24 protein-coding genes are annotated in these 24095 nt (G+C 72.0%); 6 read left to right on the forward strand and 18 right to left on the reverse strand.

Going from position 1 to position 24095, the window contains the following annotated elements; genetic code table 11:
* Nucleotides 1-201: 201 nt before the first annotated feature.
* The 3 genes from ACFW22_RS17220 to ACFW22_RS17230 form a co-directional block, all read right to left on the reverse strand.
* Nucleotides 202-903, reverse strand: coding sequence for a DsbA family protein (locus ACFW22_RS17220; RefSeq protein WP_386404610.1), 702 nt, complete (start codon nt 901-903; stop codon nt 202-204).
* 34 nt (nt 904-937) lie between these two features.
* Nucleotides 938-1738, reverse strand: a complete 801-nt coding sequence (locus ACFW22_RS17225) for an MBL fold metallo-hydrolase (protein WP_386404613.1) — start codon at nt 1736-1738, stop codon at nt 938-940.
* Between the two features lie 68 nt (nt 1739-1806).
* Nucleotides 1807-2745: a DMT family transporter gene (locus ACFW22_RS17230; protein WP_386404616.1), complete on the reverse strand. Its 939-nt coding sequence runs from the start codon at nt 2743-2745 to the stop codon at nt 1807-1809.
* 123 nt (nt 2746-2868) lie between these two features.
* Between ACFW22_RS17230 and ACFW22_RS17235 the strand changes: the two genes are divergently transcribed.
* Nucleotides 2869-3540, forward strand: a complete 672-nt coding sequence (locus ACFW22_RS17235; protein WP_386404619.1) for a TetR/AcrR family transcriptional regulator — start codon at nt 2869-2871, stop codon at nt 3538-3540.
* On the opposite strand, the gene ACFW22_RS17240 is transcribed toward ACFW22_RS17235, so the two are convergent.
* From ACFW22_RS17240 to ACFW22_RS17255, 4 genes are all read right to left on the reverse strand, one after another.
* On the reverse strand, nt 3523-4260 hold the full coding sequence (locus ACFW22_RS17240) for a TetR family transcriptional regulator (RefSeq protein WP_386404622.1): 738 nt from the start codon (nt 4258-4260) through the stop codon (nt 3523-3525). The genes ACFW22_RS17235 and ACFW22_RS17240 overlap by 18 nt on opposite strands.
* A 214-nt stretch (nt 4261-4474) precedes the next feature.
* Complete coding sequence (locus ACFW22_RS17245; protein WP_386404625.1) at nt 4475-5389, reverse strand: DMT family transporter; 915 nt, start codon at nt 5387-5389, stop codon at nt 4475-4477.
* 67 nt (nt 5390-5456) lie between these two features.
* Nucleotides 5457-6152, reverse strand: coding sequence for an ArsR/SmtB family transcription factor (locus ACFW22_RS17250; RefSeq protein ID WP_386404628.1), 696 nt, complete (start codon nt 6150-6152; stop codon nt 5457-5459).
* An 18-nt stretch (nt 6153-6170) separates the two neighbouring features.
* Complete coding sequence (locus ACFW22_RS17255; protein WP_386404632.1) at nt 6171-6923, reverse strand: TetR/AcrR family transcriptional regulator; 753 nt, start codon at nt 6921-6923, stop codon at nt 6171-6173.
* 69 nt (nt 6924-6992) lie between these two features.
* Here ACFW22_RS17255 and ACFW22_RS17260 point away from each other — a divergent pair, with 69 nt between their 5' ends.
* The 3 genes from ACFW22_RS17260 to ACFW22_RS17270 all read left to right on the forward strand — a co-directional run bounded on the left by ACFW22_RS17260 (nt 6993) and on the right by ACFW22_RS17270 (nt 9272).
* Complete coding sequence (locus ACFW22_RS17260) at nt 6993-8144, forward strand: acyl-CoA dehydrogenase family protein (protein ID WP_386404635.1); 1152 nt, start codon at nt 6993-6995, stop codon at nt 8142-8144.
* Nucleotides 8145-8205: 61 nt separating this feature from the next.
* Nucleotides 8206-8493 (forward strand): YiaA/YiaB family inner membrane protein, encoded by a 288-nt coding sequence (locus ACFW22_RS17265; protein ID WP_384874923.1) that lies wholly within the window; start codon nt 8206-8208, stop codon nt 8491-8493.
* Nucleotides 8494-8645: 152 nt separating this feature from the next.
* Nucleotides 8646-9272 (forward strand): TetR/AcrR family transcriptional regulator, encoded by a 627-nt coding sequence (locus tag ACFW22_RS17270; RefSeq protein WP_386404638.1) that lies wholly within the window; start codon nt 8646-8648, stop codon nt 9270-9272.
* Here the strand turns inward: ACFW22_RS17270 and ACFW22_RS17275 are convergent.
* Nucleotides 9263-9724, reverse strand: coding sequence for a MaoC family dehydratase (locus ACFW22_RS17275; RefSeq protein WP_386404641.1), 462 nt, complete (start codon nt 9722-9724; stop codon nt 9263-9265). The genes ACFW22_RS17270 and ACFW22_RS17275 overlap by 10 nt on opposite strands.
* Before the next feature lie 118 nt (nt 9725-9842).
* Here ACFW22_RS17275 and soxR point away from each other — a divergent pair, with 118 nt between their 5' ends.
* On the forward strand, nt 9843-10322 hold the full coding sequence (gene soxR, locus ACFW22_RS17280; RefSeq protein ID WP_386404644.1) for a redox-sensitive transcriptional activator SoxR: 480 nt from the start codon (nt 9843-9845) through the stop codon (nt 10320-10322).
* Nucleotides 10323-10454: 132 nt separating this feature from the next.
* Here the strand turns inward: soxR and ACFW22_RS17285 are convergent, their stop codons facing one another.
* From ACFW22_RS17285 to ACFW22_RS17315, 7 genes are all read right to left on the reverse strand, one after another.
* On the reverse strand, nt 10455-12140 hold the full coding sequence (locus ACFW22_RS17285) for an alpha/beta fold hydrolase (protein ID WP_386404647.1): 1686 nt from the start codon (nt 12138-12140) through the stop codon (nt 10455-10457).
* A gap of 71 nt (nt 12141-12211) precedes the next feature.
* The gene (locus ACFW22_RS17290; RefSeq protein WP_386404650.1) at nt 12212-12769 is read right to left on the reverse strand and encodes a TetR/AcrR family transcriptional regulator; all 558 of its coding nucleotides are present in this window, start codon (nt 12767-12769) and stop codon (nt 12212-12214) included.
* A gap of 136 nt (nt 12770-12905) precedes the next feature.
* Nucleotides 12906-14348 carry a cellulose binding domain-containing protein gene (locus tag ACFW22_RS17295; RefSeq protein ID WP_386404653.1) on the reverse strand — a complete coding sequence of 481 codons (1443 nt, stop codon included), beginning with the start codon at nt 14346-14348 and terminating at the stop codon, nt 12906-12908.
* Nucleotides 14349-14416: 68 nt separating this feature from the next.
* The gene (locus ACFW22_RS17300; RefSeq protein ID WP_386404712.1) at nt 14417-15946 is read right to left on the reverse strand and encodes a beta-N-acetylhexosaminidase; all 1530 of its coding nucleotides are present in this window, start codon (nt 15944-15946) and stop codon (nt 14417-14419) included.
* 204 nt (nt 15947-16150) lie between these two features.
* Entirely contained in the window at nt 16151-17032 is an 882-nt protein-coding gene (locus tag ACFW22_RS17305) for a carbohydrate ABC transporter permease (RefSeq protein ID WP_386404656.1), read from the reverse strand.
* Nucleotides 17029-17967 (reverse strand): carbohydrate ABC transporter permease, encoded by a 939-nt coding sequence (locus ACFW22_RS17310; RefSeq protein WP_386404659.1) that lies wholly within the window; start codon nt 17965-17967, stop codon nt 17029-17031. Before ACFW22_RS17310 ends, ACFW22_RS17305 begins: the two co-directional genes overlap by 4 nt.
* 4 nt (nt 17968-17971) lie before the next feature.
* A complete protein-coding gene (locus ACFW22_RS17315; protein WP_386404662.1) occupies nt 17972-19240 on the reverse strand; it encodes an extracellular solute-binding protein in 1269 nt (422 codons plus the stop codon).
* A gap of 258 nt (nt 19241-19498) precedes the next feature.
* Between ACFW22_RS17315 and ACFW22_RS17320 the strand changes: the two genes are divergently transcribed.
* A complete protein-coding gene (locus ACFW22_RS17320) occupies nt 19499-20344 on the forward strand; it encodes a GntR family transcriptional regulator (protein ID WP_386404665.1) in 846 nt (281 codons plus the stop codon).
* Between the two features lie 239 nt (nt 20345-20583).
* On the opposite strand, the gene ACFW22_RS17325 is transcribed toward ACFW22_RS17320, so the two are convergent.
* The 3 genes from ACFW22_RS17325 to ACFW22_RS17335 form a co-directional block, all read right to left on the reverse strand.
* Nucleotides 20584-21198 carry a hypothetical protein gene (locus tag ACFW22_RS17325; RefSeq protein WP_386404668.1) on the reverse strand — a complete coding sequence of 205 codons (615 nt, stop codon included), beginning with the start codon at nt 21196-21198 and terminating at the stop codon, nt 20584-20586.
* A gap of 172 nt (nt 21199-21370) precedes the next feature.
* The gene (locus ACFW22_RS17330) at nt 21371-22597 is read right to left on the reverse strand and encodes a serine-threonine protein kinase (RefSeq protein WP_386404671.1); all 1227 of its coding nucleotides are present in this window, start codon (nt 22595-22597) and stop codon (nt 21371-21373) included.
* 230 nt (nt 22598-22827) lie between these two features.
* A complete protein-coding gene (locus ACFW22_RS17335; protein ID WP_386404673.1) occupies nt 22828-24072 on the reverse strand; it encodes an exo-beta-N-acetylmuramidase NamZ domain-containing protein in 1245 nt (414 codons plus the stop codon).
* Nucleotides 24073-24095: the final 23 nt, after the last annotated feature.

Here is a 24095-nt window from a genome sequence, read left to right on the forward strand (position 1 = left end):
GATACGAAACTCGTCCGGAATTCCGGCGGCGTGAATGACTGTAGGAGCTTCGACCGGCCTTGCGAATAACGGCCGGGTCACGCAATTAATAATCACCGCGATGTTCTGCGGGCAAAAAAAAGGAACGACGGCCAGGCATTCCGCGATCGGGAATGCCTGGCCGTCGTTCCTTTTCCGAGCCGCCGGTGACGGCTTTTCTTGTTACTCGGTGGCGGCCCGCAGCAAGATGTCCTCGTACACCTTCGGGTCGTCCGAGGCGATCACCGGCCAGCCGATCCCGTACGCGCCTTCCCAGCCCACGTCGATGCCGGGGTTGGCGTGGTCGGAGCCGTCGGGCAGGAACAGGTGGGGGCTGCAGTTGATCCGGTCGCTCTTGGACAGGGCGGCCTGGTCGGCGAGGGCGCGACGGGCCCGCCCGTCGTCGAGCGCCTCGGCGAGGACGTCCACGTCGACGGCGCCGGTGTCGGCGGCGACGTCCAGGATCACCTTGCGGTGGCTGATGCAGCGCGACTCGGCCCAGAAGGCCTTGCGCAGGCCGAGGTCGAGCTGCTCGGAGGCGTTCAGGCTCTGCTCCTTCGCGGCGAGCACGGCCTCCAGGGCGGGCAGCGTCGTCGACGGGTACAACCAGTCCTTGGCCTGCCACAACTGCCAACCGGCAGCCGGCTCCAGACTGGCCATCCGGGCCACCTCGCTGTCCGTGCCGGGGCGCGGGCTCGGGGCGTCGTTCAGCAGTTCCAGGGGGAAGGCGCGCAGGTCGAAGGAGACCTGCGCCTCCAGGCCCAGTCGGGCCCGAGTGGCGTGCAGCCGGTGGATGGCGATGTGCGCGAAGGAGCACCAGATGTCGGAGAAGACGGTGACGACTCCGCGCGGCGGGGTCAGGTCGGCAGTGGTCGGGTCGGGCATGGTTCTCCTCGGATCGTGCGTCGGCGAGTGGTGTTCAGCCGGCGGGGGACTCATGGGCGTCCAGCGCCGCCTCGAGGTCGAGGTCGGCGTCCGGCAGCCAGGCGGGCAGGGACGGGATGCGGGCCATCGCTTCGAAGAGCCGGGGTACGGCGTCCTCCCGGACGGTCGGTCCGTGGGCGCTGAGCAGTCGTGCCGGGCGCAGCGCGGCCAGTTGGCGTACGGGACGGACGAACTTCGCCTCGTCGACCAGCGCGGTCCACGGGGCTATCGCCCGGTTCAGGACGTCGAACCCGTCAAAGAATTCCTTCTCGTCGAGGTCGGCGAAGTCCTGGGCTATTTCTGTTACGACGGTTCCGAAACTATCGGAGGTGTACAGTGTGCCGTCCGAATGGTTGAAAACCGCCAGGGTTCCAGGTGAATCGAAAGTGGGCGGTCGGTGAAAACTGAGGTCGTGGTCGCCGATTCTCGTGCGGCTTCCCGGGTTCGCGGTCACCACCCGGTCCTGCGGAATGTTGAACTCCTCTGATATTCGGGTCACCGATATTGCGTTGGCCAGTACCTTCGCGTTCGGTGCGGCCCGGAGGATGCCGGCGAGCGCGCCGGTGTGGTCGCGGTCGTCGTGGGTCACGACGACCCATCGCAGATCGGTCGGGTCGATGAGCGACCAGAGGGACTCCAGGAAGCCCTCCCGGTCGACGGGCATGCCGGTGTCGACGAGGAGCGGCTCCCCGGACCGTAGGAGGAAGGCGTTCACCGGTTGGTCGCCGAGGCCGGGGATGGGGAGGGCCGAGGGGAGGACGTGGATGTCCGGCCCGGCGGTGTGGGGCGTCTTCATGTGCAGCCTTTCGGGAGCCCCCGATCGGGCCGGGGCCCCCGGGGTGCCCGGGGGCGCGCCGGCCTCGATCAGACGAGCTGGATGGTCAGGGAGCCGGCGATCAGCAGGGCGAGGCCCAGGGCGCGCGGCTTGGTCAAGGAGCGCTGCGGAAGCTTGAACAGGCCCTTGTGGTCGATCAGGGCCGAGGTCAGCTGCTGTCCCGTCACGGTCAGGGCGATGGTCACCGCCGCGCCGATGGAGGGGATGAGCAGGAAGGTGCCGGTGACGTACGCGGCGGCGCAGGCGCCGCCGAGCCAGCCCCACCAGGGCATCTTCTTCAGCGGGGCGATCTTGGGCTTCGGGGTCTTCCTGGTCGTGTAGAGCACGAGCAGGACGACGGCGATCGTGAAGGTCGCGACGGCGAAGCTGATCACGGCGACGGTGATGGGCTCCTGCAGCCGGGCGCGCAGCTGGGCGTTGACCGCTCCCTGGACGGGCAGGACGGCGCCGGCGAGGATGCCGAGGGCGAGCCAGCCGATGCGCCCGGCGCTCGACATCTTGGGGGCGCCGGGAGGGGCCGCGGCCTTCATGCCCCGGATGATCACGACGATGCCCGCGAGCACGGCGGCGGCGCCGATGACGATCCCGGCGCTCAGGTCCTTCTGCTCCAGGCCGAGGAGGCCGAAGAGGTCGAGGGCGAGCGAGGCGAACATCTGGCCGGTGACGAAGAGCCCGACGGCCGCCAGTGCGCCGAGCCGGGGGAAGAGCAGGATGCCGCTGGTGATGTAGAGCGGACTGGCCAGTCCGCCGAGCAGCTGCCAGGGCTCGACGTCGGGCAGCTTGCCGAGCGCGCCGAGCGCACCGGCCGCCACCGCGAGCACGACGAGCAGCGTGGTCGCGACGCCGAGCTGAATGGTCGAGGCGCCGTACGGAGTGCCGACGGCCGAGTTGAGCTGGAGGTTCACCGAGGCCTGGACGGCCAGGAGGCAGCCGACCAGCAGGGCCGCGGCGAGGAGCGCGGTGTGCATCTGGATCTCCCTGGGGCGGGGATGGCGAGCGTTTAAGTGGACAGTAAGTCCGTTTAGCATGGCACGAGGCATGGCAAACGGACAAGGTGTCCACTTGTCTTCGAGGGAAGTAAGGTCTGCCCCATGAGCGAGGAAGAGCAGCAGCGCGGCCGTCGGGCAGCCTCCGTGCATCGGGTCGACGGGCTCCTCGGTGACCTCCAGGCCCCGGACGAGCAGCCGGTCGCTCCGCGCCGACGCGCCGACGCGGAGCGCAACCGCGCCCAGATCCTGGCCGCCGCCGAGCGGCTCTTCGCCGAGCAGGACCCGCGGACGGTCACCATGGACCGGATCGCCAAGGCCGCCGGCGTGGGCCGCGCCACGCTCTACCGGAGCTTCTCCGACCCCTCTTCGGTCGCCGTGGCACTGCTCGACGAGCACGAGCGGCGGCTGCAGGGCCAGCTCATCTACGGACCCCCGCCCCTCGGGCCGGGCGCCCCCGCGGGGGAGCGACTCGCGGCCTTCTACCTGGCGATGCTCGATCTGCTCGAACGGCACCTGCCGCTGGCACTGGGGGCCGAGACGGGTCCCGCGCGCTTCCGGACGGGGGCTTACGGATTCTGGCGCGTGCACGTCCGGACCCTGCTCGTCGACCACGGCGTCCAGGACCCGGACCCGTTGATCGACATCGCGCTCAGTCCGCTGTCGCCCGAGCTCTACCAGTTCCAGCGGCACGAACTCGGCCTGTCGGTCGAGCGCATCGGAAAGTCCCTGGCGGATTTCGCCCGCCAGTTGTTGCACTCAGGAAGTGGTCGCTGACCTGCCCTTCGGCGGGATCTGCCGTGTCGGTGCGCTGCCCGCGCCGGGGTCCGGGGACGGGCCTGCGGTGTCGAGCAGCCGGGTCGTCGGGTGGACGAGCCCCGGCAGGATTAACTCCCAGATGCGGCGCAGCCGTTCTTCCGCGGGATGGTGCAGGCCGCTGCCCTCGACGGACCAGGGCTCGTCGTTCCGTGCATTCGGGTGGCGGATCTCCAGTTCGACTCCGGTGATCACATAGTTGATCAGCGTGGCGACCGCCGCTGCGTCCGCGTCCGGGTGCAGGGCCTTCTCGGCCGCCGCGTACCTCACCAGGCGCTCGACCTCGCGCCTCCAGGGGCACTCCTGCTCGATGCCGGAGGCGGTCGACTGCAGCTCACGGGCGAGGCGCTCGCCCGCCCGTGCCGTGGGGTCGGTCTCGAAGAGCCGGATCAGTGCGTGGGTGGTGATGACCAGTTTGTCGATCGAGGTGCCGCCGACCCCCTCCATGGACAGACAGGCGGACTCGACGGTGATCCGGGTGACCGCGCGGGCCCGTCCGCACACCGCTGTGGCCAGGTCCGACTTGGTGGCGAAGTGGAAGACGAGGGCACCGGTGGTCACCCGGGCCTCGCCGGCGATCCGGGCCAGTGAGGCCCGCTCGTAGCCCACTCTGTCGAACACCCGAGCGGCCGACGACAGGATCTCCTGTCTCGTCCGCTCCGCCCGTTGCTGAATCGCCATGGTTCCCCCGTGGGCTCGCGAGAAGGTGTCAGACCGTCAGGTTCCGGCCTGAGCTTGTGACCGCCTCGAAATTATCCGGCCGAGGGGCGACGAAACGTGCCCTTTCCGTACGCGCGGCCAGAACTGGGGCTTGACGGACATCTCCGATCCAGGTCGGGGGCGTTCTACCCGCGTGGCACGCTTGCGAACTGACCGGAACCGGGAGCATGGCCTGTCAGGTGGATTCGGCCGCTCCGGTGTTCGCGGAAAGCCGTGACCGGGAGCGGGATACGGCCACGCCCGCCAGGCACATCGCACCCCCGAGAAGGGCCAACGGCGCAGGCAGTTCGCCCAGGAGCCCCCAGGCCAGGAGGATGACCAGGGCGGGCACGGCGTATGTCGTCGCCCCCATCCGGCCCGCTGTCGTGCGGGCCAGTGCGTAGGCCCACGTGGTGAAGGCCAGCGCGGTCGGGAACACCCCCAGGTAGACCATGTTCAGGGTCGCGCCCAGGGGGGCCCGGGCGGCCTCCTCGACCAGGTGCCCCGCGAACGGCAGACAGGCGACCGCCCCCACCAGGCACCCGAAGGTCGTCACCTGGAGGGCGCTGCCGTGTGCGAGCGCCGGCTTCTGGGCCACCGCTCCGCCCGCGTACGCCATCGCGGCGAGCAGGCAGAGGACCACCCCGAGCACGGAGACGTGGCCGCCGGAGGGGCCGCCGGACGTCGACAGGCCGACCGCCACGGCCCCGGCGAAGGAGACCGCCATGCCCACGAGCAGGCGCGGCGGCAGGGACTCCCGGAGGAACCGCGCCCCGAGCAGGGCCATCAGGATCGGTCCGATGTTCACCAGCATGGCCGCCGTGCCCGCGTCGACCTCCTGTTCGCCCCAGTTCAGCACCACCATGTACACCCCGAACCAGAGCAGTCCCGAGAGCGCGATTCCGGGCCAGGCCGCCCGGGGCGGCAGCCCCTCCCGCCGGACCAGGAGCACCGCGCCGAGGACCAGGCCTCCGGCGAGCAGTCGTCCGAGCGCGAGTGCGCCGGGGGAGTAAGCCGCTCCGGCACTGCGGATGGAGACGAAGGCCGAGGCCCACAGGAGGACGGTGACCACGGCGGCGGCGAGCGCGAGCCGGGAGGGTGGCTTCTGCATGCTCCGACGGTAGGTCGTGGACGTTTCGGCGCTCACCGCACGGTCGTGGGGGCGGGCGCCCGATCCCTCACCGCAGTGCGGCCGGGGCGATGCCCAGGGCGCCCCGCAAGGCCGTCTCGCCCCGTGGGGTCACCTTGACCGCCCGCTCGGACCCGATCCGCACGCACCACCCGGAGTCCAGGGCGTGCCGGCACAGCGCGGCGCCCGCGACCCCCGCGAGGTGCGGGAGCCGCTCCGTCCGGTCGAGACAGCCGCGGGCGAGGGGGCGCCGCCCCTTCCGCACCAGGAGCACGCCCTGCTCGGCGAACCACTCCAGGCCCCGGTCCGTGAGTGCGAAACCGGTGTCCTGGCGCAGCAGTCCGCGCTCGGTCATCGCCGCGGTGACGGTGATGCCCAGCCGTCCCGCGAGGTGGTCGTAACAGGTCCGGCCGCGGGCCATCGCCCGCCCGGCGCTCGCGGCCCGCAGCGAGTGCGGCGGTGCGGGCGTCGCGGGTTCGGACCGGGTCGCCAGGTCCTCGACGAGGTGCGCGACCCCGGGATCCGCAAGGCGTACGTACCGGTGCCTTCCCTGGCGTTCCTCCGTGAGCACCCCGCCCGCGACCAGCTTTCCGAGGTGCTCGCTGGCGGTGGACGGCGCCACGCCGGCGTGCCGGGCGAGTTCCCCGGCGGTCCAGGCCCGACCGTCGAGCAGGGCGAGCAGGAACGCGGCGCGGCTCTCGTCCGCGAAGAGCGCCGCGAGGGCGGCGAGGTCACTGGCTGCCATGGGACGAGCCTGCCCCCCTCATGCTTCGGCGGCGGCCGAAGCGTCCTGCGGGGCCGGTGCTGCCGCCCGTGGAGGTGCGGCGGTTCCGTGCGCCGGTGCGTCCTGCGGGCGCGGGGCCGTTTCCCGGCGGGCCGCCGGGATCGCCTCGTACTGCAGGCGCAGTCCGTCGAGCAGGGCCCGCAGTCCCGTTTCGAACGCGCCCTCGTCGACCTTCTGGCGGTGCTCGGCGAGGAGGTGGGCCCGTCCGAGGTGGGGGTAATCGGCCGGATCGTACGCCGTCTCGTCGTCGACGAAGCCGCGGGCGAAGGATCCGAGGGCGGAGCCGGTGATGAAGTACCGCATCAGCGCGCCGATGGAGGTGGCCTGTGCCGGGGGCCAGCCCGCGCGGACCATGGAGCCGAAGACGGCGTCGGCCACCCGTAGGCCCGCCGGACGGCGGCCGGGTCCCTGGGCGAGGACCGGGACGATGTGCGGGTGGTCGGCGAGGGCGGCGCGGTAGGACACCGCCCAGTCGTGCAGCGCCGTGTGCCAGTCCCGACCGTCCTCCTCCGCGAACATCGACAGGTCGATCTTGGCGCTCACCGCGTCCGCGACCGCGTCGAGGATCTCGTCCTTGGTGTGGAAGTGGTTGTAGAGCGAGGGCCCGCTCACTCCGAGTTCGGCGGCGAGCCGCCGGGTGGAGAGGGCGGCGAGTCCCTCTGCGTCCACGAGTGCGCCCGCCGTCTCGACGATGCGTTCTCGGCTGAGCAGGGGCTTGCGCGGTCGGGCCATGGCGCACATAGTAGGCCTGCACAAAAAAACTAGCAGTGGTAATTTAATGGTCGAGTGGGGTGGCACCGCATGGATCTGGAGCTGAGCGAGGAGCAGGAGGCCGTACGGCGGCTCGCCGAGGAGTTCGTCGCGCGCGAGGTCGCTCCGCACGCCGTCGCCTGGGACCGCGCCGAGGAGGTCGACCGGGGCATCGTGAAGAAGCTGGGCGCCGTCGGCTTCCTCGGGCTCACCCTCCCGGAGGAGTACGGCGGCTCGGGCGGCGACCACCTCGCGTACTGCCTGGTCACCGAAGAGCTGGGGCGCGGCGATTCCTCCGTCCGGGGCATCGTCTCCGTCTCGCTCGGCCTGGTCGCCAAGACCATCGCCGCCTGGGGCAGCGAGGAGCAGAAGCAGGAGTGGTTGCCCCGGCTGGCCACCGGTGAGGCGCTCGGCTGCTTCGGCCTCACGGAGCCGGGCACCGGCTCCGATGCCGGAAACCTCGCCACCCGCGCGGTCCGCGACGGCGACGCGTACGTGATCAACGGCAGCAAGATGTTCATCACCAACGGCACCTGGGCCGATGTCGTGCTGCTCTTCGCCCGCACGAACGACACCCCGGGCCACCGCGGCGTCTCCGCCTTCCTCGTCCCGGCCGACGCCCCCGGTCTCACCCGCCGCCCCGTCCACGGCAAGCTCGGCCTGCGCGGTCAGGCCACGGCCGAACTCGCCCTGGCCGACGTGCGCGTCCCGGCCGACGCGATGCTCGGTCCCGAGGGCAAGGGGTTCGCCGTCGCCATGTCCGCCCTCGCCAAGGGGCGCATGTCCGTCGCCGCCGGCTGCGTCGGCATCGCCCGGGCCGCCCTCGACGCCGCCGTGCGCTACGCGGGGGAGCGCGAGCAGTTCGGCAAGCCCATCGCCTCGTACCAGCTCGTCCAGGAAATGATCAGCGACATCGCGGTCGACGTGGACGCGGCCCGGCTGCTCACCTGGCGGGTCGCCGACCTGATCGACCGCGGCCGGGACTTCGCCACCGCCGCCTCCATGGCCAAGCTGTACGCCTCCGAGGCCGCCGTCCGTGCCGCGAACAACGCCCTCCAGGTCTTCGGCGGCTACGGCTACATCGACGAGTACCCGGTCGGAAAGCTGGTCCGCGACGCCCGCGTCATGACCTTGTACGAGGGCACCAGCCAGATCCAGAAGCTCATCATCGGCCGTGCGCTCACGGGCGTTTCGGCGTTCTGAGTACTCCCCTGAGTATCCGGGCGGATGTGGCGGGGGCCACGTCCGCCCGATGCTGTGGGGCATGAGCGACACACCGGTCAAGCAGCAGAACACCGCCGCCTACTACGCCCAGGCCGTCGTCTCCTTCGGGATCGCGATCGCCGCCGTGACCGTCGGCATCTACCGGCTCGACGCCGACGCCTGGGTGCGGGCCTTCCTCGCCGTCTCGGTCCTCTACCTCACGACTTCCGCCTTCACCCTCGCCAAGGTCGTCCGCGACCGCCAGGAGGCCGGTCAGATCGTCAGTCGGGTCGACCAGGCCCGCCTGGAGAAGCTCCTCGCCGAGCACGATCCCTTCCAGAAGCTCTGAGGAGGCCGCCCCGGGTGCGGGCTCGCCGTCCGGACCCCTCCCGGAGCCCCGTGGCGCCCCCTTCCGGGAGTCCGGAGGGCCCGGAGCCCTAAGCGCTTGCTCACCCTCGTTGTATGGTGTTGTTCTCTACGGGGTCCGAGGAGGAGTGTGGGATGAGCGCGGCGGAGGAGACGCCCGGGGGCGAGGAGGTGCCCTGGGGCGAGGTCACGCCCGAGGCGGCCCGACGGCTGCTCGTGGCCGCCGTCGAGGCGTTCGCCGAGCGCGGCTACCACGCCACCACCACCCGGGACATCGCGGGGCGCGCCGGAATGAGTCCGGCCGCGCTCTACATCCACTACAAGACCAAGGAAGAGCTGCTCCACCGGATCAGCCGCATCGGCCACGACAAGGCCCTGGAGATCCTCCGGGCGGCGGCCGACGGGGACGGCACGGCCGCCGAGCGGCTCGCCGACGCCGTGCGTTCCTTCGTCCGCTGGCACGCCGAGCGCCACACGACCGCGCGGGTCGTCCAGTACGAGCTCGACGCGCTCGGCCCCGAGCACCGCGCCGAGATCGTGGAGCTGCGCCGCGAGTCCGACGCGGCGATCCGCCGCATCATCAACGAGGGCGTCGCCGCGGGCGAGTTCGTGGTGCCGGACGTGCCCGGCACCACGGTCGCCGTCCTCTCCCTCTGCATCGACGTCGCGCGCTGGTTCAATGCGCAGGGCCGCCGGACGCCGGACGAGGTCGGTGCCCTCTATGCCGACCTCGTGCTCAGGATGGTCGGCGCTCAGAAGTAGTAGCGGGACACCGATTCGGCGACGCACACCGGCTTCTCCGCGCCCTCGCGCTCCACGGTCACCGTCGCCGTGACCTGGACGCCGCCGCCCGCCTCCTCGACCTTCGTCAGCACGGCCGTGGCGCGCAACCGCGAGCCGACCGGGACGGGTGCCGGGAAGCGCACCTTCTCGGTGCCGTAGTTGAGGCCCATCTTCATGCCCTCGACCCGCAGCACCTGCGGGACGAACAGCGGCAGGAGCGACAGGGTCAGATAGCCGTGCGCGATGGTCGTGCCGAACGGGCCGGAGGCCGCCCGCTCGGGGTCCACGTGGATCCACTGGTGGTCCCCGGTGGCCTCGGCGAACAGATCGATGCGCTTCTGGTCGATCTCCAGCCATTCGCTGTGCCCCAACTGCTCGCCGACCCCCGCGCGCAGTTCCTCGGCGGAGGTGAAGATCCTCGGCTCGGCCATGTTCCTCGTCCCTTCTCGTACGACATACCCGATGGTCGGTGTCTAAGCGCTTGCTCAGCATGTGGGGTGCGCGGGCCGCTGTCAACGCCCGGAGGGGGCGGGCCAGTAGGGTCGCCGGGTGTCGCAGATCCCAGAGAAGATCCACGAACTCACCGTCGGCCAGCTCTCCGCCCGCAGCGGGGCCGCCGTCTCCGCCCTCCACTTCTACGAGGCGAAGGGCCTCATCAACAGTCGTCGTACCAGCGGCAACCAGCGCCGCTACGGTCGAGAAGCCCTCCGCCGGGTCGCCTTCGTCCGTGCCGCACAGCGGGTCGGCATCCCGTTGGCCACCATCCGGGAGGCGCTCGCCCGACTTCCCGAGGAGCGCACCCCCACCCGTGAGGACTGGGCCCGGCTCTCCGAGGCGTGGCGGGCCGAACTCGACGAGCGCATCACACGACTGGGCCGGCTCCGCGACCACCTGACGGACTGCATCGGTTGCGGCTGCCTCTCCTTGGACACCTGCGTGCTGTCCAATCCCGACGACCACTTCGGACAGAGCATGGCGGGCTCGCGCCTGCTGCCGGTTCGACGTCCGGGGGGAAGCGCCGAGGACTAGCCCGACCCCTGGGGGCGAACGCGTTCTCGGCGCCCCCGCCGGTGGGGGCGCCGCGCCCCCCCGCCGGTGAGGGGCGCCCTCGATCGCGTGCCCGGGCCGGAGGGGCGCCGCAAGGCCTCCGGCGGGGCCGGGTCATCCGCCGGTCGGGGCGGGGACGGCATCGAGGTGCCGTGCGAGCTCGGAGGGATGGGTCAGCTGGGGGTAGTGTCCGGCCCCGGCGATCTCGGCCACCGGGAAGTCGACGGCCGTGACCAGCGGGTCCGTCGAGCCCACGATGATCTGTACCGGGACGGTCAGCCGGTCCAACAGGGCCTGCGACCGCCGGCGCTCGGCGAGGTCCGCGCGCAAGGCCGCGGTCACCCGGCGCGCCACCCCGGGGCGGCGCAGATCGGCTGCGGCGCTCCGTACTTCCGGGCCTTCGGGAACGCCGAGCGTCCGGGCCAGTCGGGCGGCGGGCATCCGGCGCAGTACGGGCGCTGCCAGGCCCGAGCGGGCGAACCGCGGAGCGGGTTCCTGGAGGAAGGCCGGCGAGACGAGCACCAGCTTGCTGATCCGGTCGGGGTGGTCGACGGCGAAGCGGACCGCGGGTCCGCAGGCCAGGGAGTGCGCGACCAGTACGGGGCGGGTCTGCGTCGGGCCCAGCAGGTCCGCCAGCCACGCGTCCGTCGCCCGGGTCGTGGCCGCCGAGCGCCCCAGGCCGGGGAGGTCGGGGGCGAGGACCGGTCCGGGGAGGTGGGCGGCGAGCCGTGTCCAGAGGTCCGCGTTCATCGGCAGCCCGTGCAGCAGGACGTGGCCGGGGCGGCGCCGCTCTCCGGCCACCCAGGTGGGGCTGCCCGCCACGGTGTGGAAACCGTACGGGCGCAGCCAGGGCGATGCGGCGCCGAAGCGGGTGGCCACCAGGTCGTCGGCCCAGGTGCGCAGGGCGTCGGCGGCCGGGGGTGTTTCCAGGCCGACGCTCGCGGCGAAGGCGCGGGCGGAGGCCGTCGGGTAGCGGTCGGTCGACAGGAAGGACAGCGTCTCGGGGTCGACACCGGTCAACCGTCGGGGCAGCCGCCGCAGCAGATCGGTGGAGACGGTCCGGCGGGGTGCCCGCACGCCGGTGTGGTCGGCGATCGTGCCGATCAGTTCGGGCAGCAGCGGGGTGTCGTCGTCGAGCACCCAGTAGTGCTCGCCCGCGGGCGACGCGGGGACCTCCGCCAGGAACCGCGCGAGGTAGTCGATCGTGGTGATCGGCAGGAAGGTGTCCGGGCCGCCCGGCAGGGCGGGGAGCCGCCCGTTCCAGAGGTCCTCGACGAGGGTGGCCATGCCGATGTACTGGCCCGGCCCGATCACGGTGCTGGGGTTGGCGACGGTCAGCGGGACCGACAGCGCTTCGGCCCGGGCGCGCACCGCGAGGTCCCCCTCGAGCTTCGACGCCTCGTAGGCTCCCAGGCCGGCGTAGTCGGGGTGGTCCCCGGCCGCGCTCACCCGGTAACCGCTGATGTGCACCAACCGTCGCAGCCGGGGCAGTGCGGCGGCCCATTCGACCACGTTGAGCGCCCCGGTGACGTTGGTCGCCCGCGCCTCCTGTTCGCTCAGTCCGAAGGCGAAGCGTGCGGCGGCGTTGTAGACGTCCCGGACCTCGGGCAGCCCCGTCAGCGGTCGGGTGATGTCGGCGGTGACGACGTCGAGCCCGCGGGTGTCGACCCCCTGGGAAGCCAGCCAGGGGGTGAGGGTGTCGCGGCGCACGGCTGCTGCCACCCGCTGACCCCGGGTGAGCAGTTCGGCGACCAGCGAGCGGCCGATGAAGCCGGTCGCGCCGAAGACGATCGCGTCCATGAAGTCTCCTTAGTAGATCGGTCTACATATTTTTTGGGCAGCGAAGGACCCGCCGTTCCCGGCGGGTCGCATCAGCTCAGCAGGACGCCGATCTGGCGGGCGACCCGGTCCATCGGCTCCCGGCTGCGGTGCGTCCGGGCCAGCAGGAGCGCCCCCTCCACGAGGGCCAGGACCGTGACCGCCAGGTCATCGGCGTCCGGGCGACCCGCCAGGCGTGCGCGCAGGGCCTCCTCCCACGAGGAGTAGACCTCCGAGCACGCTTCCTGGAGGGGGTCGCTGGTGCTGGCCATCTCCAGTGCGACGGTGGCCACCGGACACCCCTTGCGCCAGCCCGACTCCTCCAGTCGGTCGCCCAGGTGCTGCAGCACCGCCTCGACGAACCCCGCCACCGACGGACGGGAGTCGGCCAGGCCCTCCAGTGTGTCGCCGATCGTCCGCCCGGCCCGCCGGAGGGACTCGCCGACCAACTGGTCCTTGCCGCCGGGGAAGTGGAAGTAGAGCGAGCCGCGCGGCGCGCCGCTGGTCGCGATCACCTGGTTGAGCCCGGCGCCGAGGTACCCCCCGGTCTCGATCAGCTCCTGTGTCGCGTCCAGCATCCGGTCCCGCGTCTCCGCGCCCTTCAGTCCCATGGGAGCACAGTAGACCGATCTACATATTCTCTCAACCGTCCTCGTGCCGGCCGCCCCGGTTCGACACCGCTGCGTGCCGGGTTCCGCGCGACGCCCGCCCGGCCCCTCCCGGAGGGGACGGGCGGGCGCCAGCGGATCAGGAGGCCGGGACCTCGTCCACGAAGGTCGTGCCGGCGCTGCGCAGGGCGGCCACCTTCGCGGCCACCTGGGCGGGGCTGAGGACCCGGTCCTTGACGTGCAGGACGTAGTCGACCTGCTGGTCATAGGCACGCGGCGCGGTCGACGGCTGACCGTTGAGGTCGATCAGCCACTGGTTGAAGTTGATGGACATGGGGCGTTCGGGCAGGTAGGCGGCGCCGTGCGTGCCGAAGAGAGCACCGTCCACGTAGTAGGTGATGGCGTTCCCGTCGATGGTGACGACGAGGTCGTGCCAGCCGGTGAAGCTGGTGCGGCTCTCGCTGTGCTGGTTGACCGCCTGCCAGGGGTCCGGGTTGTAGGTCTCCCAGGAGGTCGTGTAGAGGATGTTGGCGGGCTCTCCCCAACCGCCGTTGGGCAGGTACTCGAAGTCGTACTCGGCGTAGTCGTCGGCCATCGGCGCCTTGAGGTCGTTGATGGTGAAGAAGGTCTGGACGACGCGGTCGCCGTCGGGGCCGTACGCGGGAGCGTCGGAGAACTTCACCCGCGCCGCGTACGTTCCGTTCTGGAACTTCGTCGCCTTGGTGAGGACTTCGGTCTGGACGGTGCTGGAGCTGGTGCCGGCGCTGGAGGTCTCCAGGTTCATCACCGTGTTGCCGCCCTGGGTGACGAAGGTGACCTTCGAGGGGTCCCAGGTGGCACCGGGAACGCCCGGGCCGCCGGAGTTGGAGCGGACGCTCCAACCGTGCGAGGACAGGGCCGGATCGGTGTGCGAGGCGTACGAGAAGTCGTCGAAGAGGGTCTGGCCGCCGGCCGGCGGGTCCGTGGGCGGATCGGTCGGGTCCGTGGGCGGGTCGGTCGGCTCGTTCCCTGCGGGCGCCGTGCCCCAGACGGTCTCGCCGGCGAGCTGCGCGGTGACGTGGGACCAGTCGGCGTACGAGGTCTGGGCGCCGTTGAAGGAGTAGTCGTCGCTCTGTTGCAGCGTCTGCCAGGTGGACAGGTAGAAGCGGAGCTGCATGTCGCCGGTGTCGGAGCCGGGGGCGAGGGAACCGGCCGCCGGGGTGAAGCCGACCTCCAGGTAGCGGTCGGCGGTGGCGGTGGGGTGGGGGAGTGTGCCGAACGTGCCGGTGATGACGGAGCAGCCCTTGACCGCCCAGGAGCACGCGAAGCGGTACGAGGCGGTCGGAGTGTCCGCCTTGAAGTAGTAGCGGATCTTGACCTGGCTCAACGGGACGCTGTTCGAGCCGGTGTTGCGGAGCTTGAGCCAGGGCTCGCTCTGGTCCGCGGTCGCCCCGCTCGCGCTCGTCCGGTACTGGACGGCGAGGACGTCGCCCGGGGCGGCGGAAGCGGTGCCGAGGGGCAGGGCGGTGAGGGCCGCGCCGCCCACGAGGGCGGTCAGGGCGAGGGCCGCGCGGGTGCCGCGGCGGGTGGGACGCGTACTCATCCGACGTTCCTTTCGTGCACTCCCGCCGGTTGCGGGAGAAGTGGGGGAAGGGGTGGAGCGGGACGGCGTCAGACGGGGGCGTGCGCCGCCCGGTCGGGGAGCGTGTCGTGCGGTACGCCGAGCGCGGCGAGCCGTGCCCGGTGCCCGGTGAGCCGGGAGGAGAAGTCCCGCCAGTCGTCGGTGCGGCCCCAGGCGCGTTCGGCGAGGGCGCACAGGCGGGGATAGGTGAGGTACTCGATGTGCGCGGGCGTGGTCACGAATTCGGTCCAGAGCTGCCCCTGTACGCCGAGGACCCGTGGGGCGAGGTGGGGTTCCTCGGGTGGCGGCGCGAGGTCGAGTCCGTGTACGGCGCGCAGGTCGAGGACGTGGCCGGGCTGGGCGGGCGGCTCGTGGACGCCGTCCCCGCGGGCGTAGTCGAAGTAGGTCGAGCGGTGGTCGGCGTGGACGACGTCGTGGCCCCGGCGGGCGGCGGCCCAGGCGTGCCGGGGCGTCCGCCAGCTCATCACCGTGCATTCCGGGGGGAGCGCGGCACCGTCCTCCGCCCAGGCGACCGGTCGGCGTCCGGCGCGCACCACGTGCTCCGCCACCCTGCCCAGGAACCACCCGTGCAGGTCGCGCGGACCGGCCAGCCCTTCCCGGGCGGAGCGGGCGAGGGCGGCCGGGCTGGTCTCCCATTCGTCGGTGGGACACTCGTCGCCGCCGATGTGGACGTACGGGGAGGGGAAGAGGTCCATCACTTCGTCGAGCACCGTGCGGAAGAAGTCCAGGACGTGGTCGCCGACGCCGAGCACATTGGGGCACACGCCCCACTGGGTCCACACGTCGAGCGGTTCCTCCGGGCGGTTGCCCAGCTCCGGGTGGGCGGCGAGCGCGGACCGCACGTGACCGGGCACCCCGATCTCCGGAACGACGGTCACGCCGCGGGCCGCTGCGTGGGCGACCAGTCCGGCGAGCTCCTCACGGCTGTACGCGCCCCCGTGCGGGCGGTCGTCGAAGCACCCGCTGCCGGCGGGACCGACCATCGACCGGGCGCGCCGACCGCCGATCTCGGTGAGCCGGGGGTACGCGGACACCGGCATCCGCCACCCCTGGTCGTCGGTGAGGTGCAGGTGGAACACGTTGAGCTTGTGGAGGGCCAGGAGGTCGACGAAGCGGTACAGGTAGGAGACGGGCTGGAAGTGGCGGGCGACGTCGAGCAGCATGCCGCGCCAGCGTTGGGCCGGAACGTCGGTGATCTCCACTCCGGGCAGGTCGACCTCGACGGCGCGGCGCCCGGGAGCGGACGCCTGGGGCAGGAGTTGACGGACGGTCTGGACGCCGCGCAGCAGACCGGTGGGTCGGGCGGCCCGCAGCAGCACCCCGCGGGAGCCGACGGTCAACCCGTACCCCTCTTCCCCGAGTCCGGTCAGGGCGGGGACGAGGGCGAGGACGAAGGAGCCGTCGTCGGCGTGGTCCAGCGGGAGCCCGGTGGTGGGCGTGAGATAGCTGCGCAGCAGGTCGGCGGCGCCCTCGGCACCCGGCGTGATGCGCAGGCGGGTCGTGCGGTCCATGCGGAAGCGGCCGGGGTGGACGGACAGCGTGGTGGGGCGGGGGACCAGGGAGAGTTCGGGACGGACGGGAGCGGGGGCGGAGGCCGACCACGGGGTGCGGCCGGGGGAGGGGGCGGGGTGCGGGAGGTCCACGGGGCGTGTCTCCGGTTCTGGTGTGCGGCGGGGCGCGGGACGGATCGGACCGGGCGACGGTGGCGTACCTCTGCGGTCGCTCCGGCGGGGCGTGGTGTGCGGCGCGGGCGGGGCCCCGGTTCAGCCCTTCACCCCTCCGGCGGTGAGACCGGAGGTGACGTGGCGCTGGAGGGCGAGGAAGACGATCAGCGCGGGCAGGGCGAAGAGGGTGGCGGCGGCCATCGTGGCGCCCCAGTCGGTGCCGAAGGTCGACTGGAACGAGGAGAGCCAGACGGGCAGCGTGCGGCTGTCCTGCTGCTTGATGATCAGGAAGTTGGCGTAGGTGAACTCGTTCCACGCGGTGATGAACCCGAACAGCGAGGTCGCCATGAGACCGGGTGCCAGCAGGGGGAAGACGATCCGGCGGAACGCGCCGACCCGGGTGCAGCCGTCCACCTGGGCGGCCTCCTCCAACTCGGGCGGGATGCCGGCGATGAAGCCGCGGAGCACCACCACGGTGAACGGCAGGGTGATCATGAAGTAGACGAGGGTGAGGGTGGGCAGCCGGTCGAGCATGTTCGTGTCGCGGGAGATGATGTAGATCGGGATGATCAGGGACTCCCAGGGCGCCATCTGGGCGATGAAGACGGCCAGGAGGAAGGTGCGCCGGCCGCGCCAGCGGAGTCGGGCCACGGCATAGGCGGCACCCAGGGCGACGAGCAGGGAGAGGAGGACGGCTCCCAGGGTGACGAGGATGCTGTTGCGCCAGAACAGCCCGAAACCGTCGGCACCGACTGCGGTGCGGAAGTGCTCCAGGGTCCACTCGCGCGGGATGAGCTCGGGGTCGTAGGACTGGATGTCGCGGGACGGCCTGAAGGCGGTCGCCACCATCCAGTAGACGGGGAACAGGCAGCAGACGACGGTGAGGGCGGCGGCGGCGAGCAGGGGCACCCGGCGCAGGCGCCGGAGGGAGTCCCGCCCCCGTGGTGCGCGGCGCGGGGCGGCGCCGTGCGGAGTGGTCACGAGTGCTCCCCTTCCTGGCGGAACAGTTGGCGGAAGTAGAGGACGAGGACGCCGCTCATCAGCAGGACCGTCACCATGGAGGCGGCCGATCCGAGGTCGTAGCGCTGGTTGGCGAGGGCGGTCTGCACCGCGTAGACGGGCAGGATGGTGGTGGCGTCGCCCGGTCCGCCCCGGGTCATCACCCAGATCTGGACGAAGGCCTTGAAGGTCCAGATCACTTCCAGGGAGAGCACGAGCATGAAGATCGGCCGGATGAGGGGAAAGGTGACGGACCGGAAGATCCTGGTGGCGCCGGCCCCGTCCAGGCGGGCGGACTCGTAGAGCTCTTCCGGGACGGTGGTGAGCGCCGAGTACAGGGTGATCGCGGCGAACGGCACGGACTGCCAGACCACGAGGACGACGACGATCGCGAAGGCGGCGCCGCCGTGGGCGAACCAGGCGTACCCCTCGAAGGAGGTGAGGCCCAGACCGGTGAGCACCTCGTTGACGATGCCGAACCGGGAGTGGAAGAGCCACTGGAAGACGGTGGTGGCCGCCACGACGGGCACGGCCCACACCAGGACGAGCGAACTCAGGACCACCGTCCGGCCGACCCTGCCCAACCGCTCGGTCATCAGGGCCACCAGGGTGGAGAGGACCATGATGGCCAGGACGTTGACCGCCATGAAGAGGAAGGTGCGGCGGACCACCTCCCAGAACCGGGGATCGCCCAGCAGGGTCTGGTAGTTGCGCAGTCCGACGAACTCCGCGTCACCACGGATCAGTTCCCGCAGGCGGAAGTCCTGGAAGGAGATGAGGAGGGCCCTGGCGAGCGGGTAGAGCAGGAGGTAGAGCATGCCCAGGACCGCGGGTGCGATCAGCAGGTAGGGTCCCGGGGCGAGGCGGCGGCGCCGGTTCGGCCGCCGGCCCCGTCCGGGGGTACGGGTGTCCGGCATCGGGTCAGGAACCGCTGTTCAGCGTGGTGGTGATGGACCGGGACGCCTTGGCGGCTTCGTCCTCGGGGTCGCGGCCGATGAGCACGGCCGTCATGTAGTCCTTGACGGGGTTCTTGGCCTCGACGGCGGCCCATTGGGGGGTGTTGGGCGTGGCGTGGCCGTTGGCCGCCCCCACCGCCATCGCCGCGGCGCCGGGATCGGAGGCGACGGCGCCCGCGAGGACGGTCGTGTTCGGAACGTAGCTCATCGCGAGGGCCAACTTCTTCTGCCAGGTCTCGCCGGTGAGTTCCTTGATGAAGGCGTACGCCTCCTCCTGGTGCGCGGCAGCGACGGGGACGACGAGGTCGGAGCCGCCGGTGAAGACGGCGCCCGGGGCGTCGGCGGTCTTCCCCGGGATCGGGAAGAAACCGAGCTTGCCCTTGAGGCCCGGGTTGTTCTGCACGATGACCTTGGCCCCGCCGGGGGCGGCGATGACCTGGGCGACCTCGCCCTTGGCGACGACCTCGGCCTGGAGCGGGCGGGACTCGTCGGAGTCCTTGGGGCCCTTGCCGAGGGACTGGAGCCGCTTGTAGAAGTCCATGGCGCGCAGGGCTTCGGGGCTGTCGAGGCCGCCCTTCCAGCCGTCGCCGTCCCGGGTGGCGAGGTCGCCGCCCTCGTCCCAGACGAAACCGGCGAGGGCGAACCAGTTCTGGCCGGGGAGGTAGATGCCCTGTACGCCGTCCCCGTTGAGCTTCTCGGTGGCGGCGAGCCACTGTGCGCGGGTCTTGATGGCCGCGGCGTCGATGCCGGCCCGCGCGAAGAGGTCGGTCCGGTAGATGACGACGCGGTTGGCGGCGTAGTACGGGATGCCGTACTGCCTGCCCTCCCAGGCGCCGGGTTCCGCGAGGCCCTTGAGCCAGGCGTCGCCGCCGAGCTCGGCGACCTTGTCGCTGAAGTCGGTGAGGCCGCCGCTCTGGGCGTACTGGGCGACCTGGGTGTTGCCCACTTCGATGACGTCCGGGGCGTCGTTGCTGGCGAGGGCGGCGGTCACCTTCTCGCCGATGCCTTCCCACTCCTGGATCTGGATCCTGACGTCGATGTCCGGATGGCCCTTCTCGAAGCCGGCCTCGAACTCCTCCTGGAAGGCGTCCGACACGCTGTCGCGCATCAGCCACACGTCGAGGGCGGTCCGGGCGGAGTCGTCCCGGCCGGTGCCTTCGGCGGACGAGGAGCAGGCGACGAGTCCGGTGCCCAGCAGCATGGCGCCGAGCAGGGCGAGTGGGCGGTGCTTCACGGTTCACCTCGGGGAGCTGGAGAACAAGGGGGGGGCGACCCCGACCTGTCCACTTACCAGTTCGGGGTTTACCAGTTGATGCGGGATGAAGGTGGCATGGACCAATGGTGGCGTCAACCCCCCATGCCAAGAACCTTCTTGGCCAATCCAGCGTCTGCTTCGACTGGATCACGTCGAAATGCTCTAGAGGCTGACCCTTGACCAGCAGACCAGTTAAGATTGACCAGCGAACATCCCGACGACGAACGAGAGCCCCGTATGGAGATCGACGCGGCAGCCTCCGGCGCGATGCTCAAGCGTGAGAGGGTCCGCGACGCGATCCTCGAACTCATCGAGGTGCGGCGGCCGGGCGACCCCATCCCCTCCGAGCGCTCCCTCTGTGCCAAGCTGGGCGTGTCCCGCCCCACGCTGCGCGCGGCCGTCGACGAACTGGTCGTCGCCGGCCTGTTGGTGCGCGAGCACGGGCGCGGCATGTTCGTCGCCGCAGAGAAGATCACCCAGGAGCTGGTCTCCGACCGGACGGCCTTCAGCCTGCCCCGGGCCGGCGGGGCGTGGACCAGCAGGCTGTTGGAGTTCCGCACCCTGCCCGCCGGTGCCCGGGTCGGCCGCAAGCTCCGGATCTCCCCCGCGGCCGAGATCCACTACGTGGCCCGTCTCCGCCTCGTGGACGGTTCCCCCATGGCCATCGAACACCTGCACGTCCGGGCGGACCTGGTCCCGGACCTGACCCGGGGCGAGCTGGAGCAGGGCGACCTGTACGAGCACCTGCGCGACCGGCACGGGGTCCAGGTCAAGGAGGCGGTGCAGTCGATCGAGCCGACCGTCGTCACCCGCACCGAGGCGGATCTGCTGGACGTGCCCGAACTGTCCCCGGCGCTCCTCTTCGAACGGCTCACCACCGACGCCCGTGACCGTCCGGTCGAGTACGTCCACTCGCTCTACCGGGGTGACCGCTACCGCATCGTCTCGCGCCTCGCCCTCACTCCCCAGGACGAACGCGCGGCTCCGAAGGACGGCCACCACCCGGGCATCCCGCCGGGGGACTTCCCGGGCGGCGACCCGGTCACCTTCTCGACCAGGGGCGTGGTGCAGCAGAACGGTTGACGGGCCGGCTTCCGCCCGCGCCGCTCGTCATGCGCGCGGGGCCGACCGGCAACGAGGGGGCGTCGAAGGCGTCGCCCCCGTGCTCCCGCACCGGAGCAGCGGGCGGGGTCGTGCGCCGATCGTCGACGGACCGGTCGCATCCGCCTTCTGGACGGGGCGGGTCGAAGGCTCGGGCCGGGGTCTCGTCCCGGAGGCGGAGCAGGTCGGACGGCCCGGAACGCCGAAGGGGGAGGTTCCGCTCAAGCCGCCGGAGCGAGCGGGCGGTGCCGGTCTCCGCGTGCCCGGGCCAGCGCCCCGGAGGTCAGCACGGCCCGCGGGACGCCCACCCCGCAGTCCCCGCACACCGGGCCGAGCCACGGTTCGTACGGATCGCCCGGACCGGACCACTCGATCCGCGGTCCCGCACACACCGGGCACGCCTCGCCCGGGCCCCGCTCCAACGCGGCGATCAGACGCCGCAGCACCTCGGGCAACGGCTCAGCGGGGTGCACCGCCGGATCGCCGCACCGCACCACCCCGTTGCCGCCCCAGACGCGGTGGTGCCAGCGGTCGAGCGCCGCGAGTCCGCGCAGCCCCTCCTGCTTCTCGCGCCGTCGCCGGGCGGCGAACCGCTGTTCGTAGGCGAGCCACACGGCCCTGGCCTCTTCCAGCTCGTCGAGCGCGGCCACCAGTCTTCGCGGGTCGAGGTCCCGGTCCTCGGGTTCGAACCTGTGCCTGCGGCACAGGTGGTCCCAGGTGGCGCGGTGCCCATAGGGCGCGAACCTCTCCAGGCACTTGCGCAGCGAGTACCTGCGCAGTGCCGTGTCGCACCCCGGATCGCGCACCTGTCTCGCAAGACTCCGGAAACCGGCCATCCCTCGCCACCTCCGTCGCTGGTCCTTTCGCGCTATCAGGAGGGACGAACGGGAGCCCCGCTGCGTTCCATCGGCACCTCGGGGGATCCGTCCCCCGAGGCGCCCGCGCGACTCGGAGCCGGGGCGGCGGACGTGGCCGACCGCGCCCGTCGCACCGGCTCCGGAGCCCTGCCTACCGCCCCGTCCGGGTCGCCGAAACGATCAACCGGGCCAGGTCGGTGTGGCGGATGTCACTGTGGGAGCGGACCGCTTCCGCCGCATCCACGCTGATGCACCCCGAGCCCGGTACGCCCTCCCGAAGGGCCTCCGCGAGGGTGCGCCGGACCGTTCCCGGAACCGCCTGCACGCCGTCGTGTCCGAGGGCGCCCCAGCGCGGGTCGTCCGTGCCGAGCAGCCCCGCGGTCTCGCCGGCCAGGGACGCGGAGTCGTTCGCGAGCCGGGAAGCCAGGGGGTACATCACCCCGAGCGCGGTGTCGTGCCGCGAGTAGCAGGCCACCACCGGCCCCCGGACCCGGCGCTGGACGTCCCGCAGTGCGCCGGACCGTTCGGGAGCGTGCGGCAGTCGTGCGGCGAACGCGTAGTGGGAGAAGGCGCCCTGAAGGAGGGTCACGGAGGCGACCGGTCGTGCCCCGGCGGGCAGTCCCCGCAGGGCGTACGCGACGAGTCGGGCGCCCATGCTGTGGCCCACCAGGTGGACCCGCAGCCCGGGGGCGGTGCGCGCGACCTCGCCGAGCAGCGGTCCGAGCCCGTGTTCGCCGACCTGACCGGCCCGCTTCTTCATCACGTAGTACGTGGCCTGGCGCAGCGCTTCCTTGGCGCCCTTCCAATACCGCTTCAGCCCCTCGCCGAAGCCTGCCGCCGTCTCCGCGCCCGGGCCCTCGACGGCGTCCGTGAACAGCGCGCACACGGTCACCGGGTCCGCGACCAGGAACTCCGGCACCGGTGCCGAGGCGTCGGCGGCACCACCCGCGAAGCCGGCCGGACCCGCCCCGGGAACGTCCGCCAGGGCGCGCAGCAGGGTCCCGAACTCCGCGAACGCGGACTCCGAAGCCGGTGCCGCGGACAGGAGTTCGGTGAGTCGGCCGATGACCGGCTCCTTCTCGGGGAGGGCCGTCACGAGGGCCCGGTAGTCGGGGACCGGCTCGTCCGTGAACATCATCGAAGGCCAGATCACCCCCGCGTAGCCCGCCTCTACACCGGGCGCGAGCAACCCGGGGAAGGGGGCGAAGAAGTCGGAGTAGAGACGGGTCGCGCCGGACGGGGAGTTGTTCCACCCGTGCGCGAACACCACCAGGTCGTCGACGCCCTGCCGCGCCAGCGCGGCGAGGGCCGAGACCTGGCCCGGCGGCCCGTCGCCGTCCTTGTCGAAGGTGATCTCCCGGTACGGCTCCACACTCATCCCGGCCACGGTCCGACCGTCCCTCCACGTCGAGGGGCCGCAGCGCCGATGCGCCCCGTGCGCGGGCGGCGGCTCCCCGGCCAGCATGCCCACGTACGGTCCCGTCCAGACGTGCGAGGGAGGTCGGCGGGGCAGGGCCGTCGAGGTCCCGTGCCAGGAGGGGCGCGGGGGGCGGGCGCGTGGGGGCGGGCCGCCCCGGGAACGCCCCGCCCGTCCGCACCGGGTACGGGTCAGCGGTAGAGCAGGTGAGCGCTCCGCACCGCCCGGAAGGCCGCCAGGTCCGTCTGCCACGCCCCGACCACCTCGTCCACGTCGGCGCCCGCGTCGATCAGCGTCCGCACCCGGGAGGAGCCGGTCAGCTTGTCGATCCAGTGGTCCGGGCGCCAGGCGAAGCCGGACCACGAGGTGCGGGCGGTGACGAGGAGCCCGATTCCGGTGCGCACCGGGTCGAAGGAGTCCCGGTCGTGGACGTGCAGTTGCACCCCGCCCACGGTCCTTCCCCGGAACTTGGAGAAGGTCGGGGCGAAGTACGCCTCGCGGAAGTGCACCCCGGGCAGGTCGAGCGCGTTCGCGGCCCCCGCCCACCGACGGTCGACCCCCTCGGCGCCGAGGAGTTCGAAGGGGCGGGTGGTGCCGCGCCCTTCGGAGAGGTTCGTGCCCTCGAAGAGGCAGGTGCCGGAGTAGACGAGCGCGGTTTCGGGCGTCGGCATGTTCGGGCTGGGCGGTACCCAGGGGAGGCCGGTCGCGTCGAAGAACCCGGTCCGCCGCCACCCCGTCATCCGCACCGTCTCCAGGGGGACGGGCGAGGGCAGGAAGGCGTCGTTGAAGAGCCCGGCCAGCTCGGCCACCGTCATGCCGTGCGCCTGTGCGATCGGCTCCCGCCCGACGAAGCTCGCGTACTCCCGTTCCAGTACGGGGCCGAGCGCCGCCCGTCCGCTCGCCGGGTTCGGCCGGTCCAGGACCACGAAGCGCTTTCCGGCGAGCGCGGCGGCGGCCATGCAGTCGTACAGCGTCCAGATGTACGTGTAGAAGCGCGCCCCGACGTCCTGGATGTCGAAGACCACCGTGTCCGCCCCGGAGGCGGTGAAGACGTCTGCCAGCGGCTGCCCGCTCTTCAGGTACGTGTCGTAGACGGGCAGCCCCGTCGCCGGGTCGTCGTGCCGGCCCTCGGAACCGCCGGCCTGGGCGGTTCCCCGGAATCCGTGCTCGGGGCCGAAGACGGCGACCAGGTCGACCCGTTCGTCGGCGTGCATGACGTCCACCACGTGACGTGCGTCCGGGGTGATGCCGGTCGGGTTGGTGACGATGCCGACGCGATCGCCCGCGAGCAGGGCGTACCCGTCCGCCGCGAGCCGCTCGAAACCCGTGCGCACCCGGCCGTGCCCGGGGGACGGCGCGGCGGCGGCCGGAGCGGTGGCCGCCGCCGCTCCGAAGGCGCCTCCCGCCGCCAGTAGGTTCCGTCGGGACAGGCTCATGCGGGACCTCCTCGGAGTGGCAC

The organism is Streptomyces sp. NPDC058872, assembly GCF_042743065.1.
Classification (GTDB): Bacteria; Actinomycetota; Actinomycetes; order Streptomycetales; family Streptomycetaceae; genus Streptomyces.